The organism is Lentibacillus sp. Marseille-P4043, assembly GCF_900258515.1.
Taxonomy (GTDB): domain Bacteria; phylum Bacillota; class Bacilli; order Bacillales; family Amphibacillaceae; genus Lentibacillus_C.
In genome coordinates this window covers 2,650,159-2,667,775 of sequence record NZ_LT984884.1, presented here as the reverse complement: position 1 = coordinate 2,667,775, position 17,617 = coordinate 2,650,159, and the positions used below count along the sequence as shown (strand labels likewise).

The following is a 17,617-nucleotide window of genomic DNA, read 5'->3' as shown; positions in this document are numbered from 1 at the left end:
AGGGTTTTTTTGCCTACGAACGAGAAGGAAGCAATTGTAAAAATATGGTTTGAAGAGGTGTTTACAAAAGGCGATCTACAGGCTGTTGATCAGGTCGCAGCAGCAGACATGATCACTTACTCACAAGGGCATGATGAAGGTTTTGTTGGGAGGGATAATTTTAAAAATTGGCTATCGTGGTACTGCACTTCTTTTGTCGATCGTAGCTGGGTAGTCCAAGATACGATTGAAGAAGGCGATAAAATCGTTGCTCGTTATACTGGCTACAGCACATATAAAGGCGGTTTACTTGATATCCAATCTGAAGATCAGCAAGTGAAGGAAACAGGTATCATTATATTCCGAATAGAAGATGGAAAAGTGAAGGAGCAATGGTGCGAGATGAGTGATTTGCAAGTCGTGCAACAGTTAGGAGCTCAAGTTGTATCACCATGAATTGGCATTTTCACCTAATTTCTCGGAGGGGGAATAATGTGAAAAAAAGTCTGTTTCTATTTGTAATTATCGCTTTTATTTTAGTTAGCTGCTCCCAAAAGACGCTTACATTTACCGGTGGGAGTGACAATTGGTCTGTTCGGTACACTGCTCATATACACGAAACTGACAGTGAAAGTATTGAATATGCTATTCGCTATATAGGAGAAAAACCTGCCCCTGAAACAATTGATTATGAATTAGGCAGCCTCTCCGTACATGGGAGGATAGTAAACAAGGACACATCCGCAGTTACCAGTAAAGGTGGCAGCTGTTTCGGATGTGCCGTAACGCAAGAGGATGAGGAAATCGAAGCAGTGATTATGTGGAATGGAAAAACGGAAAGCTTTACATTAACTCCTGAATCGTCCAACTAATTGCGATGGGGGAAAAGCTCCCCCCTTCTATTTCCGATTAAATTGCTTCTTCAACAACGTCTCCACTCCACCTGGAAACAGCTGATAAAGCTTACTTCCAGCATCCATCCAATGTGGCAAATTAATTTCCCGCTTCTTACTAAATAAGTTCTTTACAATTTTCGTTGCCACTTTATCTGGATCAAGCATATACCGGGCAACGCTTTTCTGATAGCTACCGTCTGGATCCGCGGTTGTAAAGAAATTCGTGCGTACTGGTCCTAAATTAACCGCCATCACGTAAATTCCTTTACTGGCAACTTCCAGCCGAAGAGCATTGGTAAAGCCAATGACTGCATGTTTTGTAGCCGCGTAAACAGCGGATTTCGGTGTGGCAATTTTACCGGCTTGGGAGGCGATGTTGACAATATGACATTTCCGCCGATTCGCTGAAAAGTGTGGCAACAGCAGTTTTGTACCACGAATCAAAGCGAATACATTCAATTGAAACATGCGCTCCATATCATCAAGTTTCATTTCGTTTACATAGTCAAAAACACCTACACCTGCATTATTAATCAGGCCATGTATTTGTTTATGGTCCGTTAAAATTTGCTTGATCACATCTTCAAACTCTTCATGATCGGTTATATCTGCCTGATAAGCAAATGACGTGGCATCAAATGAGCGTTTCAATTTCTCCCGCTGATTTTCCAGTTTATCAAGTGAACGGGCAATCATGATCGGTGTCCCGCCATTTTTCGCTATATGCCACGATAGACGTTCACCGATCCCACTTGATGCTCCTGTTACAATAATCGTTTTATTTTGTAAATGCAGCCTCACATACATCACCTACTTTGCTTTAACGAAAAGAACACCATCACGCTTTGTTTTCTCAATTTTTCCTTCCTCTTCCAGAAAATCAAGCTGACCGATCGTTTCTGACATGGTTAAATCAAGTTCACTTTCATATTTTCTCGGAAAGAGTTGTTGGCAAACTTCAAAAGGTGTCTGCTCTTTTTCCTGTAACATGTGAAGCACCTTATTCGCTCGCTGCTCCTGCTTCGCCAAACGCATTGGAATCAATTCGTCCACATTTGAAAATATATCACCATGCCCCGGGTAAACGGTGGTGATCCCAAGCTGCAAACATTTTTCGAGATTTTTTCGATATTGTGGCAATGGTTTAGCTCGCTCTGTCTCATCTGCATGTGGCGGTTCCAAAATTGGGTTTGGTGAAATATGCTTGAGCAGATGATCTCCTCCAAGAAACGCCCCATCAGCCTCACGGAAAAATGACAAATGACTTTGCGCATGCCCCTTCGTCTCAATAACCCGCCAATCCGCATGACCTGGCAAAATGTCCCCTTCATCAAGGAAGGCCGTTAGCTTTCCATGACCGGTAAGTTCTAATGGTGTTTGCAGTTTTTCCAAGAGTTGTAAATATCGATTAGGCACACCAGCAAGCTTAAACGCATCGCTAAAAAACTGCTGGTACTGATTTAAAAATGCTTCATCCCTTGTTAACCAGGGATCATTGTATTTATGGCCAACAATTGCTTGTGCCCTCGGGAATTCACCTACTAATCCAATATGATCTGGATGATGGTGGGTTAAGATGTGCTGTTCGATATCATTTGGCGTGTAGCCGATTTGTTTTAATTGTACGGTTAGAGCTTCCCACGCCTCTTTCGTTTTCACACCGGCATCAACAAGTGACAGTGTATCCCCTTTCAAAAGGTAAACATGAACATCCCCTACAGGATATGGTGTTGGTAATGTAATTTTCGTAATCGTGTCGTGTAATACTTTCATTTATATAAGCTCCTCTAAAAGTGAATGGTCATTCATTTATCTATAGTTTACCCTTTTTTCTTCTTTTTGTCACATTGTTTATTTCTTTTTCAGAAGTTGTTTAATCGCATCAGTCAAAATTTCTGGCAAATACTCGAAGCTGTATGTCAGTTCCAATCGCTCTGTCCACTGATGCGGGTCCCTCCCTAGTGGGCCAATATTCAATACTGGCATTGTCAGCTGTTCCATGACATCTTCGGGAAAAACAAACCCATTATTTTGCAGTGGCATATTCGTTGTTAATTGACTTAATTTGCTTTGTGATGATGGTGGTCCAACATAGCTTAAATCGGACAGTCCGGTAAAAAATTCTGCCACAGTCAATTCAATCTGATATTCCTCTTTTGTTTGTTTCGTCACGTTATCCATCACATCTTGAATATACGGGTCATCAAACGATGAAACAGCGGGATAAAATGGTGGACTGTAAAATAAAATAATCATTGGCCCCAAATCTTTACAAAGTGCAGCCAAATCTTGTACGAGCAATGTGGAAAAATCACGGTCGCCATGTTCCCGTTTGGAAACTAATAAATTTTGCCGCCGCGTAATCTCTTCTTTTCCATATCGTTTTACTGCTTCATGATATAATTCTTCATACATCATGACACGTACCCGAAAATCTGGCAATGTAAAATCCGTGGCAACATCAGCAAAATATCCTGCTTTCTGTTTTACGTGATTTTCGATTTCCTGCGCTGCTTGTGTTGCACCAGCAATCAATTTTTCATTTAGTTCGTGAAAGGATTGTTTTAAATACAGAACATTGTACATCGCAATTGCAGCATTTGGTGTCTGGACCGAATAGGCTTCTTTCAAATCCCGCTGCATTAAACTTGTTGGCGGCGGTGTCACTTCATCACCAATTTTTTCAATAAACGCTTCATTTAGTTCCAATTGCTGCGATAAAAAACTGATCATTAAATTAGGATTTACACCCGCAAACGGTTCTCCAACATGTGATTCCTTTCCATAGCAATAAAAACCAGGAAGCACTTTTCCGATCGACCCTGTATATACATAGTAATGATCGTCACCGGGATATTTGCTAAACATTGGCTCACCATTTAAACAGGCATTATAGGTTATGTTTTCTTCTTTTTTTAATTGGTTCAATACGGGCAACGCTGTTAACATTCCATGTGAATTCACTTCTTCATCTGGTACCGTCAACAAAAGAATGTTTCCGTCAAATTCATCATCTATCGCTTTTTCAATCATGGATAAGTGAAGAGAGAGACCTGCTTTCATATCCATCGAACCCCGTCCAAACAACCAGTCACCAGTTATAATATCCTGCCTGACCTGTTCTGGTAACTCATCCTTGATCCGTTCCATTTCTTTCGTTAATTCCTTTGGATGAAAAGCAAGATTTTCTAATGATCCATAATCCTCCACACCGACAACATCAAAATGGCTTAGCAAAATAACTGTTTCTTTTGTATTGCCCTTTTTTACGAATGCAGTTAAAAGTCTTCTGCCATCGTCTAACGGATGCAGTTTTAAGAAATCAGGATGGCTTTGAAAATATTCCTTTTGTGCTAAAATATGGTAGAGATATTCAGCAAGCGCAATTTCCGCATTGCTTTCGGTAACACTTTGATGATGCACGAGTGAACATAACAATTCCGTTAACGCTTCTTTCGTTTGCCAATGTTTCATTCTAAATTCCTCCCCTGGAAATTGACTTTTAGAAAAAATTGCAACACAATGAACAAAAGCGTAAGCGCCTGTTTAGCACGTAACGCCAAAACCAAATTTCCCCTATTTAAAATCAAGATGAGGTGAAACGTTTGAAAACAAAAATTATTGCACATCGTGGTGCTAGCAGGCTTGCACCTGAAAACACGATGCCTGCCTTTGAACTCGCCTACAAGCTAGGTGCAGATGCAATTGAAACAGATGTTCAACTTACGAAAGACAATGTTCCCGTAATAATCCATGATGAACATGTAAGACGAACAACAAATGGAAAAGGGTACATCAAAAATTTTACATTTCAAGCGTTACAACAATTAGATGCCGGTTCCTGGTTTTCACAAAAATATGCCGGAGCCACGATCGTTTCTTTAGACGAATTTTTGCAATGGATCAAACCCAAGTCGTTATACTTAAATATTGAGTTGAAAAATAATAAGATAGATTATACGAACATTGAAACAATTGTATATGAAAAACTTAGACAATATCAATTGATAAATCGAACTATTCTGTCGACATTTAACCCGGCCAGTGTAAAGCGAACACATGAGCTTCATCCAGATATAAATGTCGCTCTTTTAACATCAAGACGAAATCGATATCTGGTACGTGATGCGAAACAACTTGGCGCAACTGCCCTGCACGTGAAATACCGGCTGCTTAATCAATCGCTTATTGACGCATGTCACGAGGAAAATATGCCTGTGCGTGTCTATACGATAAACAGATCAATAAGGATGCAGCGCTGCTTTACACTTGAAAGCGACGGAATTTTCACCGACGTACCAGATCTCGCCATCGAGCAACGAAAGCTATTTCATACCGAACAAAAACACTAGGAGGATTCACCATGCCAAAATTATTTACACCAATCCATTTCCAAAACGTTGAACTAAAAAACCGGATCGTTATGTCTCCGATGTGTATGTACTCCTGCTATAAGCAAGACGGAAAAGTCACCCCTTTCCACTTAACACATCTCGCAAGCCGGGCAGTCGGGCAAGTAGGATTAATCATCACTGAAGCAACAGCTGTTCAGCCAGAGGGGCGCATTTCTCCCCAAGATTTGGGCATCTGGGATGAGGATCATGTGAAAGGACTAACAATGATCAACGAACAAGTTCATGCTTATGGTGCAAAAACCGCGATACAATTGGCCCATGCCGGTCGTAAAGCAGAACTTGAGTCAGATATTTTCGCACCAACAGCAAAACAGTTTAACGAAAACTACAAAGTGCCAAAAGAAATGACTGAGGAACATATTAAGCAAACCATCGATGCTTTTAAACAAGCAGCCAGACGTGCAAAAGCAGCCGGATTTGACATCATTGAACTTCATGGTGCACATGGCTATTTAATTAATCAATTTTTGTCACCATTAACGAATCATCGATCAGACAACTACGGTGGAACCCGGGAAAATCGCTATCGCTTTTTATCCGAAGTCATTGACGCGGTAAAAACAGAATGGGATGGTCCAATTTTTGTACGCATTTCAACAGATGAATATGATGAAGCAGGCAACAATAAGGATGATATTCTTTACTTCACAAATGAAATGAAAAAACAAGGAATCGATTTAATTGACTGTAGTTCAGGTGGTGTCGTCCCAGCCAAAGTCCATTCCTATCCAGGTTATCAAGTCCCTCGCTGTGACATGATTAAACACGAGACAGACATTGCCACAGGTGCGGTTGGATTGATCACGAGTGGATTACAAGCAGAGGAAATTGTCCAAAATGACCGTGCAGATGTCGTCATCATTGGTCGTGCCCTACTGCGGAATCCATATTGGGCCAAAGCTGCTGCTGACGAGCTAGGCTATGCGATTGAAGCACCAACACAATACAAACGAGGCTGGAAATAGGAGGACTTTACAATGGAACTATTTTTCCTCGGCACTGGTGCAGGTGTCCCAGCAAAAGAACGTAATGTATCAGCAGTTGCTCTGAAGTTGCTTCAAGAGCACAACAGTATCTGGCTTTTTGATTGTGGCGAGGCAACCCAGCACCAAATTTTACAAACATCAATTAAACCAAGAAAAATCACGAAAATTTTTATTACCCACCTTCACGGGGACCATATCTTTGGACTTCCTGGGTTTTTGAGTAGTCGTTCCTTCCAAGGTGGCGATGATTTATTGACGGTTTATGGGCCAACAGGGATTAAACGGTATATTGAGACGAGCCTGGAAGTAAGCGGCACTCATCTTGCCTACCCATTAGAAATTATTGAAATTAACGAAGGACAAATTTTTGAAGATGATACGTTCACTGTTTATTGCCAAGAACTGAACCATGGAATCCAATGTTTCGGTTATCGCATCGTCGAAAAGGACAAACCAGGCGAGCTTTTGGTGGATAAATTAAGAGAAGCCGGAATTCAACCAGGGCCAATCTATAAACAAATTAAAGACAACCCTATCTCGACAACCGAGGAAGGAAAAACGATTCACCGCGCTGATTTTATCGGGCCAGATAAACCAGGACGTATTATTTCGATTCTCGGGGATACACGCTTCCCCGAACGAAATCAGTCGTTTGTAGAGAATTCCGATGTCCTTGTTCATGAAGCAACATTTGATCACGACAAAGCAGCACTGGCAAACGATTATTTTCACTCGACAACAACCCAGGCTGCATTACTTGCGAAACTGAGCAAGGTCAAGAAATTGGTTTTAAATCATATCTCTTCACGTTACCAGCAAGCCGATTATCAACAATTACTCCAGGAAGCTCGTGACGTTTTTCCAAACACAGAACTTGCGAATGATTTTTATGTTGTTCCTATAGAATCAAAATAATCGAGGAGGACGTTCATGAATCAGTTTGCAGAAATAGTCAACAGTCAACGGGAATATTTCTTAACTGGGGAAACATTGTCGTACGCTTTTCGTAAAGCTGTTTTCTAAAAGATTGTTGTTTGTTACACATTAGATATAAAATGCGACACTAATTACCGCTACGGAAATACACTTCGCTTTCCGGGGGCGGCTGTTGAGCCTCCTCGTGCTAACGCACTGCGGGGTCTCACCGATGCCTCTCTCCCCCCAGGAGTCTGCGTGTATTTCCTCCGCTGGTATTGCATTTACTACCAATAGCGGTAAGTGTTCCATAATTATCCTACCACTTCACTAGTCCGGGTGAGTGGAGGGTGGTGACTCCTGCGGGAACAGCACGTGTCCGAAGACCCCGCAGAGTGGTTTTCTCGAGGAGGCTGAGGCCGTGCCCGCGGAAAGCATCCACCCGGAACGATCCCGGACGGCGGGAAATGCACGTACTTATAGAAAAAATCACAGCTTACTGCGCAGTTTATATCTACTACGAAATTAAAAAGCAACAAACATTACGGAAAGAGCTTTTCGTAAAGAACGGTTAAAAAATTAAAATCCATGCTGAAAGCGAACGAAAAGCGGATTTATCAGGCATTAAAAATGGATTTAAACAAATCACAGCACGAGACACTTACAACAGAATTAGGCTTTTTATATACTGAAATTGATTTTGCCCTTAAACATCTTAAGGATTGGATGGAGCCGGAAAAAGCTGACACACCCATCACCCATAAAGGAACGAAAAATTATATTGTCCGAGAGCCATATAGAGTTACACTTGTCATCTCCCCTTGGAATTATCCGTTACAACTAGCCATTGCTCCAGCGATTGGTGCGATGGCTGCGGGGAATACAGTCGTACTAAAACCGTCCGAGTTCACTCAAGCAACATCATCGCTACTAGCGGAAATGATTCGTGATACGTTTGACAGCCACTATGTTACGGCAGTTGAAGGAGAAAAAGAAACAAGCGCACAATTAGTAGCGCAACCTTTTGATTACATCTTTTTCACAGGTAGTTCAGCAGTCGGGAAACTCATTATGCGCGAAGCAAGTAAGCACCTCATTCCTGTCACCTTGGAATTAGGCGGGAAAAGCCCTGCCATTATTGAACAAGACGCAAACATTAATCTTGCAGCAAAACGGATTGTTTGGGGAAAATTTACAAACGCAGGACAAACATGTGTAGCACAAGATTACGTATATGTTCATGAACATGCAAAACCAAAATTACTAAAAGCAATGAAAAAACATCTGAAATCCTTTTATGGTAAAAACCCATTAAAAAACGAGAATTATGTACGCATCGTTAACAAGAAGCACTTTGACCGATTACAAGCGTACATGAATGATGGAAGCATTATCTTCGGTGGGAAGGTTGATTCGGATAACCACATGATTGAACCAACTTTAGTGGATGAAATTTCTTGGAAAGATTCCATTATGCAGGAAGAAATTTTCGGTCCCCTCCTGCCTGTATTGACCTTTACCAAATTGGATGATGTCATTTCCAAGTTAAAACAAATGGATAAACCACTAGCACTCTATTATTTTGGCGAAAATGAACAAGATCAGCAAAAAGTAATGCAGCACATCTCCTTTGGTGGCGGATGTATCAATGACACCCTCTACCATCTAGCAAACCCACACCTGCCATTTGGTGGTGTCGGCAATAGCGGCATCGGCGGATATCATGGGAAATATAGCTTTGAAACATTCTCCCATGAAAAGAGCATCATGAAGCAAACGACGAAGTTTGATATGCCATTGCGCTATCCTGGAAGCAAACTAGCAAATTCACTCGTTAAACGGGTGATGAAGTAAGGCTCACTAATTGCAAATCTAGCACTGTTTGAAAGACTAAAACAGTGCTAGATAACTATTGGTGGAGACGGAGATTTCATTCTAAAGTGTTCTCTTTGAATTGCTGGTAAATCCACTCGGTAGCTTTTTTGTCAGCCTTTACCGGATATGTATAATCGAATTTTTCTGCAGTTTCACTAGCAATCATAAGTCTCCCATTCTTGTGCAAGCACACTATACAAAACGCAATCATGATAGTGATCGTATACGTATTCACCGTTCCTAATGATCCCCTCCTGCTTGAACCCGAGTCTTTCAGGGATGGCTTTGCTCCTTTGATTAGCGATCCCACACTGTATTTCAACACGATTCAGATCATAAGCTGTGAACGCATAATCTATCAATGCTGCTACAGCCCTTGTTATCAAACCTCGTCCTTGGTATTTTTCGGACAACCAATAGCCAATGCTTGTTTTTCTGTTTGACCAATCAATGCCATGGAAACCAACCATGCCCACAAGACGTTCATTGTACATAATGCCGACTTGAAAACCATCATGGTCGGCAAATTGCTTCAACCACATTTCAATGACAGGCTCATAATCCGCCACTTGTTTCATGTTATCAACCCATGGAAGCCACTCCCTTAAGTAATCTCTGGAATCATCCACCAAAGCAAACAATACATCAGCATCTTCTTTTTCAAGTAATTTCAATGACAAATCTTCATCCACTTTATACGTAAACATGAAATCCTTCTCTCCAAAGTTTAATAATCATATGCCTATTCCAATTACAATGCTTACAAACGAACACATTCTTTAGTCTTTCCTATGAAACAAGTTTAAGCTTGAATAGACAAGTAAAATAGCCCCTACAAGCATATTATTATTCATCAGACTTTTATCAAAAACAATAAAATAAATTACGTTCAAGAACACTATAATCAAACTCATAGCAAAAATAATTGAAAATATAATAGGACTCCATTTAATTTCTTTACCGAATATAACCATCACTTATCCCCCTCCTGTAGGTTCAAAAACCACATAATAAATTTGATCATTAATTAACGCAGAGAAGCAAGCATGATATCTATTGCGACAATAAACGCATTTTCGCAATACTCATAATTATTTTAACACAAATTATAAATTACTTTTACATAAATTCACTGAATATTATAACCAACACTTGAATTTGCACCCTAATTGAAATTAATAAATATTTCTGTCCGGTGAATTTATAACTGAAAAAGCGTTTGAGTATCGTTACCAAGCACTCAAATCATGTTGCCAATAAAAATCCACACGTTATTTCTAGTGTGAAATAACGTGTGGATTGATATGCCATTTGATTGTTTACATTCCGATCGTTAACCCGTTACTTTTTCCCATCATTTAATCTTCTAGCTTCTTCAGGGCTGGACATTTTTGTTGCCCCTTTATAGCGTAGACCAACATCTCGATCAGATTCAACATGTCCGCTTTTTCTTAACTTTTGCTCTTGCCGATCCCTTCCCATTTTTTTAGCACCTCCCAACCTTAACATGAGTCTTCTGGCAAAGATTATGCATCAAGTATTGTGATTGCATAATCTTTGCAGTAAATAGAGATTGGTTTTTCTTTAGGAGGAATCCCCCTTTCATTATGATCATTTCACCACTGCTTTCATTTGTTGAATATGACAAGGAATGTACCTGTAAATAACACAGATATGTTTGATGTTTATCTATAAATATTGTTTCTCAGTAGGGATGAGAGCCTTTTTCTTATTCTATAACTTTTATTTTAATATATTTAACACTGCCAAGGAATTCCGAGAATATTATGATACAATAAAATTAGATGATTAATGATATGAACAAATATAGGGTTACAATAAATTTTAAGGGAGTGACCTTTTATGTCAATTGACTCTTTTCAAATTAACATACCTAAAGAATTTTACCCGTTAATTGATGAGCTAGAAGGACCGAATCTTGATGCTAAAGCGAAGGTATCATTAGCTCTTGGGCTTTTTGTCAATAAACAGGTAACTTTGGCAAGAGCAGCTCAATTATCTGGAAAGTCATTAAGTGATTTTATTGATTTATTACGATCAAAAAATATACCTTGGATGGAGTATTCAGAAGAACACTTACAAGATGATCAGCGCGTGATTAAAGAAGTTTTAGGAGACGAAAAAGCAGATGAGTAGAATCATAACTAATTCAACTCCTATTATTGGATTGTCTATTCTTGGCAAAATAGATCTTCTGTGTGATATATTTGATGAAGTTTTTGTACCAGAAGGGGTCTATAAAGAAATAGTATTCAGTGATTCTGTAAATGATTATGGTAAAACAGAATTAAATAAAATGATTGATGTTGGAAAAATCCTGTTAAGAAAAGTTGAAAATCGTAATTTAGTTCGCAAATTATATGGAAAGCTTCACGAAGGAGAACTTGAAGTGATCGTTGGAGCGAAGGAACTTAACATCGGAATTGTTGCTATTGATGAAAAAGCTGCTAGAACGCTTGCTAAAACTTTTCAATTACGGCCAATTGGTACAGTTGGTATATTAATCATTGCTAAAGATAGAGGCTTAATTAAGGAGGTTAGGCCTTTACTTGACAAATTAATAGGTTATAACTTTTTTATTTCAAAAGCCATCTATCACCATGCATTGGAACTAGCCGATGAATAAAAGAAATAGAAGTAAATTGTGATCAATGAATTATGATTTAGACATAAAAGGGATTATTGGCTATGCTTTCATGAAAGATAGGACTGGTTTCAAGAAAGGTCAAGCCTTTGCTTTATCGCATCAACAACAGCAGCAATACTTTCATTTTCAGTGTCAATATACTCCTCAAAATTGTTTTCTCGAAAGGCATTTAAACACTTATCAGTTTGTTGAAAACACCAATTACCTTCATCCTCTCCCCGTTTCCTAAGTCTTCCGTAAATAGTATCCTTATTTGCTGTTAAACAAAAGTGGTATGTTTGTTTATCGATACGTTGAAATCCCTCTTTAATGTAATGGAGGTAAGCTGGATTGCGAATAGTCATTGGTACGATTAGGTTCTTTTCATATGTCGTAATTAAAAGATTTGCTACGTGAACAGTCAGCTTCCTCCATAATTGTAAATCTTGAAAATCCCCTGTTTCCGCTTCAAGCTGTTTTATATTCCTTGGGATTATATTTCGTAACAAAAAACCTACCTCTTCAGGGTCATATATCATACTATTTTTTATCTCTCTTAAAAGTTCATTCGAAATGGTTGTTTTACCTACTCCAAATGCCCCATTTATCATTACAATCATTTCGTTTTTACTCCATTTCGAATCGTTTTTGGAAAGTCCTTTTTGATCTATCTGTCCCGCAGTCAGGCACAATTTTCCGAGTCAATCATCTATAATCGTGGAATACACATCCACCTCCTCCCCGCCCAACACAACTTTTTTCTCTAACGCCATCCCTAGTTTCTTTGCAACTTTTCGAGAAGCTACATTACCAGGTTGAATCAATGCAATAAATCTTTCTCTATCAAGTTGTTTATGTCCATATTCCAACAATGCCTTAGCTGCTTCTGTTGCATATCCTTTTCCCCAATGTTCGCGCGTAATCCAATAGCCTATTTCAATTTCTTTCACCTTGTCAACTTGGGGAACGAAACCTGCATGTCCAATTAACGTGTCATCTTCTTTATTGACTAAAAGCCTTAATCCCATATTCTCACCGTATTCATATGTACGATATATCCAACTCAAAAAATACTTCCCACCGTTTTTATCCCTTGTCTTCCCATTTCCGATAAATCGCACTACTTCAGGATCTGACAACAACGACATAAGAAATGCAAAGTCAACGTCATTGTATGGACGAAATAACAACCTTGCCGAGGTAACTCGCAAATTTCAACATCCTTTCATATTTACGATCGTTTCATCGCTTTCCTGAACCTGAGAATGCAAAAACTACACCAAGAACCATATAAATTCCACTAGATACGTAGCGCAGTTTCCCACCCAAAATCCCTCGCCGATTCAGCCAGTTTCCGGCCGTTCCAGCTAGCAATGCATAAATACTATCGGTACAAACTCCAAGTATTACGAGCATAAGTCCAAAAAAGAGTGTTTGTTCCCATATGCCTCCCTGTGATGCATCAACAAACTGAGGGACAAATGCAACGAAAAATAGTACGGTTTTCGGGTTCAATACCGCAACAATGATTCCCTGGTTAAATATATGTAAAAGTCGTTTACGTTGAGGTACTATCGGGTCATGACTATCATTACTGAACAAGCGGTTTATTCCCAGATAAATTAGATAGGCGGCACCAAGATACTTCACTACATTGAAAACCACACCAGATGAAGCCAGAATTGCGGACAATCCCGCCGCAGCCGCGACAGAAAGTATGACGCTTCCCAGTGCATTACCCAAGACAGACACAAGACCTGCCAAACGCCCTTGGTCAAGGCTACGTGCTATAATATAGAGAACAGACGGTCCAGGTATCACAAGCAGTACCAACGCAGCAATAATAAACATGCCAAAAGTTTGTGTGTCTAACATAGGTGCCCTCCTCTCTTATGTAGTTCAATGACTTAATTAATTTTAACACACGCCACCCAACAAAGTTGACCAATTCCGAAAATTCCAATTCTCCTTTTTCGGTGCATTTTATTAATCAAATAAAACTTTAAACCAGACTATCGCAATATTGTTTTCCATATTTTCTTTTACTAAAAGCTACCCTTTAATGGAAGTCAACAACCATAAATTTAACACGCATATATCGAATTTGCTTAACAATTACAGATCATTACTACGTTACCATCAGGATCCTTTATATTAAACCAAGCTGTCTCTCCAACCCACTCTATTTCTCGTGCAATTTGAATATCTTTCTCTTTAATATACTGATAGGCTTCCTCAATTTCCGGGGCATAAAGGTTAAAAATTGGACTGGGGCTTGTATTATGTTTAAATTCTGGATCAAAGGCGTGATCATCTAAGGTTAGAGCAGTTGTTCCTACTAACGGTATATTAAAGATAGGCGACTTTACCTTATCTACATCAATATCTAAATCTAACAAATCAGAATACCATTTTACTGAGAACTTTAAATTAGATACATGAACAAAAACACCATTCATTTGGTTCTTTATCGGTATTGATTTATCCATTTTAAGACCTCCTCCATTATTTATTTCGATCACTTTTAAAAAAATCCTCTTTCAATGAATGATTCTTACCGAAAATAACTACTTTGCTTTATTTCAAAAATTCAACAACTGATTTAGCAAATTCATCAGGTTCCTCAGCGTGCGGGAAATGTCCACTGCTACTGAATGTTATTACATCTGCAACTGCAACATCTTCTTTAAATTTCACCATTTGCTCCTTGCACGTAACAGGATCGTACTGACCCCTAATCAAAAGTGAAGGATTTTTTACTTTTTTCAGCATTGGAAGAATGGATTCAAACATCTCTTCCCCTTGTATCAATCGACTATTATGAACATTCGTCCTTTCCAAAAACTGCTTCCACTCTTCATCTGTATAAAGGGAGTAATCAGTCTTATATTCCGGATTATGTACATGGATCTTCATACCCTGTTCGCCAAGTTCAGGGCGCAATTCAATAAATTTTAGCATAAGTTCTTTGGCTGATTTATCGGATTCAGCTAACATAAAACATTTTTCTGCCAATTCTACCATATTTTCCTCTTTAGAAATCTGGGCCATTTTCCTTAATAGACTTCTGCCTGAAAGCCCAAAATCAAAAGTTGGACATTCAAATACAATTCGTGTAATGGAATCAGGAAACATACTGGCATATTTCAAGGCAATATAACCCCCAAATGAATGTCCTAGCAATGCCCATCGTTTAATCCCTAACTTCTTCCTTAGCTCTTCACCATCCATTAAGATATCATCTATGGAAAAATGCTCATTTTCTCTGATCATCTCGGACCTGCAAACACCCCGTTGATCGATAGCGATAAGTCTGAAATCTTCTTGCAGCCTCTCAGCTTGATGATAGCAAAATTCATAGCAACTCTCACCTGGCCCTCCGTGAAGGTACAACAGCGGATAAGCATCTGCATTTCCGTGGATTTCAACATACATATCCTTGCCTCGTACTTCTAAATAATTTTCGCTTGAAATTGTTCTCACGCTCAATTCCTCCACATCTCTAGTTTATTCCATAATTCCACACCTAGATATTGACATCCATCAAAATGAATCGTCCTTTACACAATAATGAATTTTTAGTTAATTGATTTTATAACGTCTGTGAATAATCGTTCCATCTCCATTTCCGCTATAAGTGACGGTTCCAGCTGCCATAATTTTGCCTCCTAATGCAATAACATCTTCTGGATAATCAACACTGTCATCATCTTTATCTTCTTTTTCATTGTGAGAGTTGCTTTCTCCTTTACTGTCCTGCTCGCCTACGAATGCGTGATAGACTTATAGATTTTTACATACAGAAACATATTCAGACAAAATCTGCACAGAAAGTAAAAATATAGACAAATTAAAAAGCACCTTCTTGATGGACTATGTTTTTTCCGCGTTTCCAAAACCTATACCTATGCCTTCTTTCAACGATTTAAACCCTAGGCTGATTACGTACTACAGGTGGGCACAATCAAAACTAGACAAGCTATGATACATAATAATATAATACTTTTGCTTTTCATCACGTTACTACAAAATGATAACTTGAATATTGCGAATCCCTAATTTTCTAAAAAGTCGTTTAAAGCTGAACGATTCTTCTCCAAGTCTAGTTCAAGTACTGCGCTATTATAACCGCCTATCATAACCCTAGCATTTCTATATCCATTCTCTACAGGTATTCTAAAAGATTGAATACTATTGTCATCAGATATAAAGCTAGTAGCCACAGATAGTATGAGTTTCTTGTCTACATTGGTGTCAATATATGGCTGAATGGTTCCAACCATTCTTGGCACTTGTGTAATTCCAGAAAAACTAACTACATTATCTGCAAGGGTTTTTAAAACCACCTGTTGCCTGTTAACTCTACCAAAATCCCCTTGAGCATCTTTCCTAAATCGTACATATCCTAGCAATTCTTTTCCATTTAGCGTTTGCACACCTGGGGATAGGGTTACTCCAATTTCTTTTGACATTTGTTTTTCGACATCTATTTCTATGCCATCCGGAAAAGCCTTATCAATCATTTTAGTAAAACCTTTGAAATCGATTAACGCATAATATTGAACATCTACATCAAAGTTTTCCTTTATCGTTTGACGAAGTAATTCCGGTCCCCCAAAGGCTTCTGCTGCATTGATTTTATTCATTCCATGACCTGGAATGTTAACATAAGAATCTCGCATAATAGATACTAATTTGGGTGTTTTGGTATCTTGATTATATTGGGCAATCATAATCGCATCTGATCGTGAGTGTTTTTCTCCCCTTGAGTCCACGCCAATCAGTAATACATTGACATTGCCAAATTTGTCCTTCACACCATGGAATTCTGTTTCAGATTCGTTATCATCACCAACCTCAGCTAAAGATGCCTTTAATGCAGACTTATACTGCCAGTAAGCATAGCCAAAGGTTCCAATGACAAGGGTGAAGATCGTAATAAGTACTAGAAGAAGTACTCTTTTTCTTCGGAGTTTCCTTCTCTTTACTACTCGTTTAGTTTCCATAATTATTCTGTCCCTCTTTACTTAGGTTTGGTCAGCAGTTATATAGTCAGATTTTCTATATATCTGCCATTTCTTTATACGCAAGGCTTATTTTTCTTTCAAACCATAATGCCTTTTTGTACATCTTTTTCTCAGAATAGTATTTTGATAGTATTTCTGAGTAACGCGCTATTTTTACGTAATTATTTCTTTGCGATAAAATAGGTAGCAATTCATTCTTAATGAAATATTCCATTTCGTCATATTGTTCATTTAGCCTGTATTTGTAGGCTGAAAGTTCCAACCGTGTATCTAAACTGTCGATATCATCATGATGTTCTAGTAAGGAAAGACCAGTTGTAGCACCTTTGTATGCGGATACAAAATCATTATTCTTAAAATACTCTTTTGTTAAACCTAATAAAGTAAGTGCTTTGTCACAATCAAGCGTAAAATATTCCAAGGACTTATTATAATAGTGTATAGATTGTTCGCTATCTCCCTTTTCGGAGAACAGATGACCCATATTCATGTATGAAAGCCCTACTAAATGGTTTCTTTATATCTTCATAAAGATAACTAAGTCTATCCTTTTCAGACCCAAGGAGTAAAGCATGGAACCAAGTACGGCATTTCTTTTCCAGTACAAAATCATTTAACTGAAGTTCTTCTTCAATATCTATTCCCAAACGTTTAAATATTAGGTTATAAACCTCTTCACTAGGGAAAATTTGATTATGTTCTATCTTAGACAGATAGGAAACAGATATTATTCCTTCTGCCAATTCTCCCTGGGTAAGGCCGCATTTCAGTCTATTTAGCTTAATAATTTCACCCTTTTTCGTGGTACTTCCCCTCCTTATTTAAAAGTAGATAGCTAAACGATATTTTACTAAACATTGACATCTTGTTCAATCCT

General features: G+C 38.6%; 21 protein-coding genes. 8 read left to right on the top strand and 13 right to left on the bottom strand.

Annotated elements, in window-relative coordinates; translation table 11 throughout:
* Positions 1-9: 9 nt before the first annotated feature.
* Positions 10-435 carry an ester cyclase gene (locus C8270_RS13085; RefSeq protein ID WP_106497256.1) on the top strand — a complete coding sequence of 142 codons (426 nt, stop codon included), beginning with the start codon at positions 10-12 and terminating at the stop codon, positions 433-435.
* A gap of 38 nt (positions 436-473) precedes the next feature.
* Entirely contained in the window at positions 474-851 is a 378-nt protein-coding gene (locus C8270_RS13080) for a hypothetical protein (RefSeq protein WP_106497255.1), read from the top strand.
* Positions 852-878: 27 nt separating this feature from the next.
* On the opposite strand, the gene C8270_RS13075 is transcribed toward C8270_RS13080, so the two are convergent.
* The 3 genes from C8270_RS13075 to C8270_RS13065 form a co-directional block, all read right to left on the bottom strand.
* On the bottom strand, positions 879-1,682 hold the full coding sequence (locus C8270_RS13075; protein ID WP_106498540.1) for an SDR family NAD(P)-dependent oxidoreductase: 804 nt from the start codon (positions 1,680-1,682) through the stop codon (positions 879-881).
* A 3-nt stretch (positions 1,683-1,685) separates the two neighbouring features.
* A complete protein-coding gene (locus tag C8270_RS13070) occupies positions 1,686-2,648 on the bottom strand; it encodes an MBL fold metallo-hydrolase (protein WP_106497254.1) in 963 nt (320 codons plus the stop codon).
* Between the two features lie 78 nt (positions 2,649-2,726).
* Positions 2,727-4,349 (bottom strand): M20/M25/M40 family metallo-hydrolase, encoded by a 1,623-nt coding sequence (locus C8270_RS13065; RefSeq protein WP_106497253.1) that lies wholly within the window; start codon positions 4,347-4,349, stop codon positions 2,727-2,729.
* Between the two features lie 131 nt (positions 4,350-4,480).
* Between C8270_RS13065 and C8270_RS13060 the strand changes: the two genes are divergently transcribed.
* From C8270_RS13060 to C8270_RS13045, 4 genes are all read left to right on the top strand, one after another.
* Positions 4,481-5,227 (top strand): glycerophosphodiester phosphodiesterase, encoded by a 747-nt coding sequence (locus tag C8270_RS13060; protein ID WP_106497252.1) that lies wholly within the window; start codon positions 4,481-4,483, stop codon positions 5,225-5,227.
* 11 nt (positions 5,228-5,238) lie between these two features.
* Positions 5,239-6,255, top strand: a complete 1,017-nt coding sequence (namA, locus tag C8270_RS13055; protein WP_106497251.1) for an NADPH dehydrogenase NamA — start codon at positions 5,239-5,241, stop codon at positions 6,253-6,255.
* Positions 6,256-6,267: 12 nt separating this feature from the next.
* Complete coding sequence (gene rnz / locus C8270_RS13050; RefSeq protein ID WP_106497250.1) at positions 6,268-7,191, top strand: ribonuclease Z; 924 nt, start codon at positions 6,268-6,270, stop codon at positions 7,189-7,191.
* Between the two features lie 588 nt (positions 7,192-7,779).
* Positions 7,780-9,045 (top strand): aldehyde dehydrogenase, encoded by a 1,266-nt coding sequence (locus C8270_RS13045; RefSeq protein WP_106497249.1) that lies wholly within the window; start codon positions 7,780-7,782, stop codon positions 9,043-9,045.
* A 176-nt stretch (positions 9,046-9,221) separates the two neighbouring features.
* Here the strand turns inward: C8270_RS13045 and C8270_RS13040 are convergent, their stop codons facing one another.
* Together C8270_RS13040 and C8270_RS13030 are read right to left on the bottom strand one after the other, a co-directional pair.
* Positions 9,222-9,773: a GNAT family N-acetyltransferase gene (locus C8270_RS13040; RefSeq protein ID WP_106497248.1), complete on the bottom strand. Its 552-nt coding sequence runs from the start codon at positions 9,771-9,773 to the stop codon at positions 9,222-9,224.
* 634 nt (positions 9,774-10,407) lie between these two features.
* Positions 10,408-10,548: a YpzI family protein gene (locus tag C8270_RS13030; protein WP_106497246.1), complete on the bottom strand. Its 141-nt coding sequence runs from the start codon at positions 10,546-10,548 to the stop codon at positions 10,408-10,410.
* 381 nt (positions 10,549-10,929) lie between these two features.
* On the opposite strand from C8270_RS13030, the gene C8270_RS13025 reads away from it, so the two are divergent.
* Both C8270_RS13025 and C8270_RS13020 read left to right on the top strand, forming a co-directional pair.
* Positions 10,930-11,223: a UPF0175 family protein gene (locus C8270_RS13025; RefSeq protein WP_234028565.1), complete on the top strand. Its 294-nt coding sequence runs from the start codon at positions 10,930-10,932 to the stop codon at positions 11,221-11,223.
* The gene (locus C8270_RS13020) at positions 11,216-11,713 is read left to right on the top strand and encodes a DUF3368 domain-containing protein (protein ID WP_106497245.1); all 498 of its coding nucleotides are present in this window, start codon (positions 11,216-11,218) and stop codon (positions 11,711-11,713) included. Before C8270_RS13025 ends, C8270_RS13020 begins: the two co-directional genes overlap by 8 nt.
* A gap of 89 nt (positions 11,714-11,802) precedes the next feature.
* Here C8270_RS13020 and C8270_RS13015 read toward each other — a convergent pair whose 3' ends face one another.
* The 8 genes from C8270_RS13015 to C8270_RS12980 form a co-directional block, all read right to left on the bottom strand.
* Positions 11,803-12,333, bottom strand: a complete 531-nt coding sequence (locus C8270_RS13015) for an AAA family ATPase (protein ID WP_106497244.1) — start codon at positions 12,331-12,333, stop codon at positions 11,803-11,805.
* Positions 12,334-12,414: 81 nt separating this feature from the next.
* On the bottom strand, positions 12,415-12,924 hold the full coding sequence (locus C8270_RS13010; RefSeq protein WP_234028564.1) for a GNAT family N-acetyltransferase: 510 nt from the start codon (positions 12,922-12,924) through the stop codon (positions 12,415-12,417).
* A 31-nt stretch (positions 12,925-12,955) separates the two neighbouring features.
* Positions 12,956-13,588 carry a LysE family translocator gene (locus C8270_RS13005; protein WP_199794678.1) on the bottom strand — a complete coding sequence of 211 codons (633 nt, stop codon included), beginning with the start codon at positions 13,586-13,588 and terminating at the stop codon, positions 12,956-12,958.
* A gap of 233 nt (positions 13,589-13,821) precedes the next feature.
* Positions 13,822-14,202: a VOC family protein gene (locus C8270_RS13000; protein WP_106497243.1), complete on the bottom strand. Its 381-nt coding sequence runs from the start codon at positions 14,200-14,202 to the stop codon at positions 13,822-13,824.
* Positions 14,203-14,290: 88 nt separating this feature from the next.
* Positions 14,291-15,196 (bottom strand): alpha/beta fold hydrolase, encoded by a 906-nt coding sequence (locus C8270_RS12995; RefSeq protein ID WP_442785804.1) that lies wholly within the window; start codon positions 15,194-15,196, stop codon positions 14,291-14,293.
* A 572-nt stretch (positions 15,197-15,768) separates the two neighbouring features.
* Positions 15,769-16,719, bottom strand: a complete 951-nt coding sequence (locus tag C8270_RS12990) for an LCP family protein (RefSeq protein WP_106497242.1) — start codon at positions 16,717-16,719, stop codon at positions 15,769-15,771.
* 55 nt (positions 16,720-16,774) lie between these two features.
* Positions 16,775-17,230, bottom strand: a complete 456-nt coding sequence (locus C8270_RS12985) for a hypothetical protein (RefSeq protein ID WP_158701714.1) — start codon at positions 17,228-17,230, stop codon at positions 16,775-16,777.
* Positions 17,193-17,525: a helix-turn-helix domain-containing protein gene (locus tag C8270_RS12980; RefSeq protein ID WP_267894866.1), complete on the bottom strand. Its 333-nt coding sequence runs from the start codon at positions 17,523-17,525 to the stop codon at positions 17,193-17,195. Before C8270_RS12980 ends, C8270_RS12985 begins: the two co-directional genes overlap by 38 nt.
* Positions 17,526-17,617: the final 92 nt, after the last annotated feature.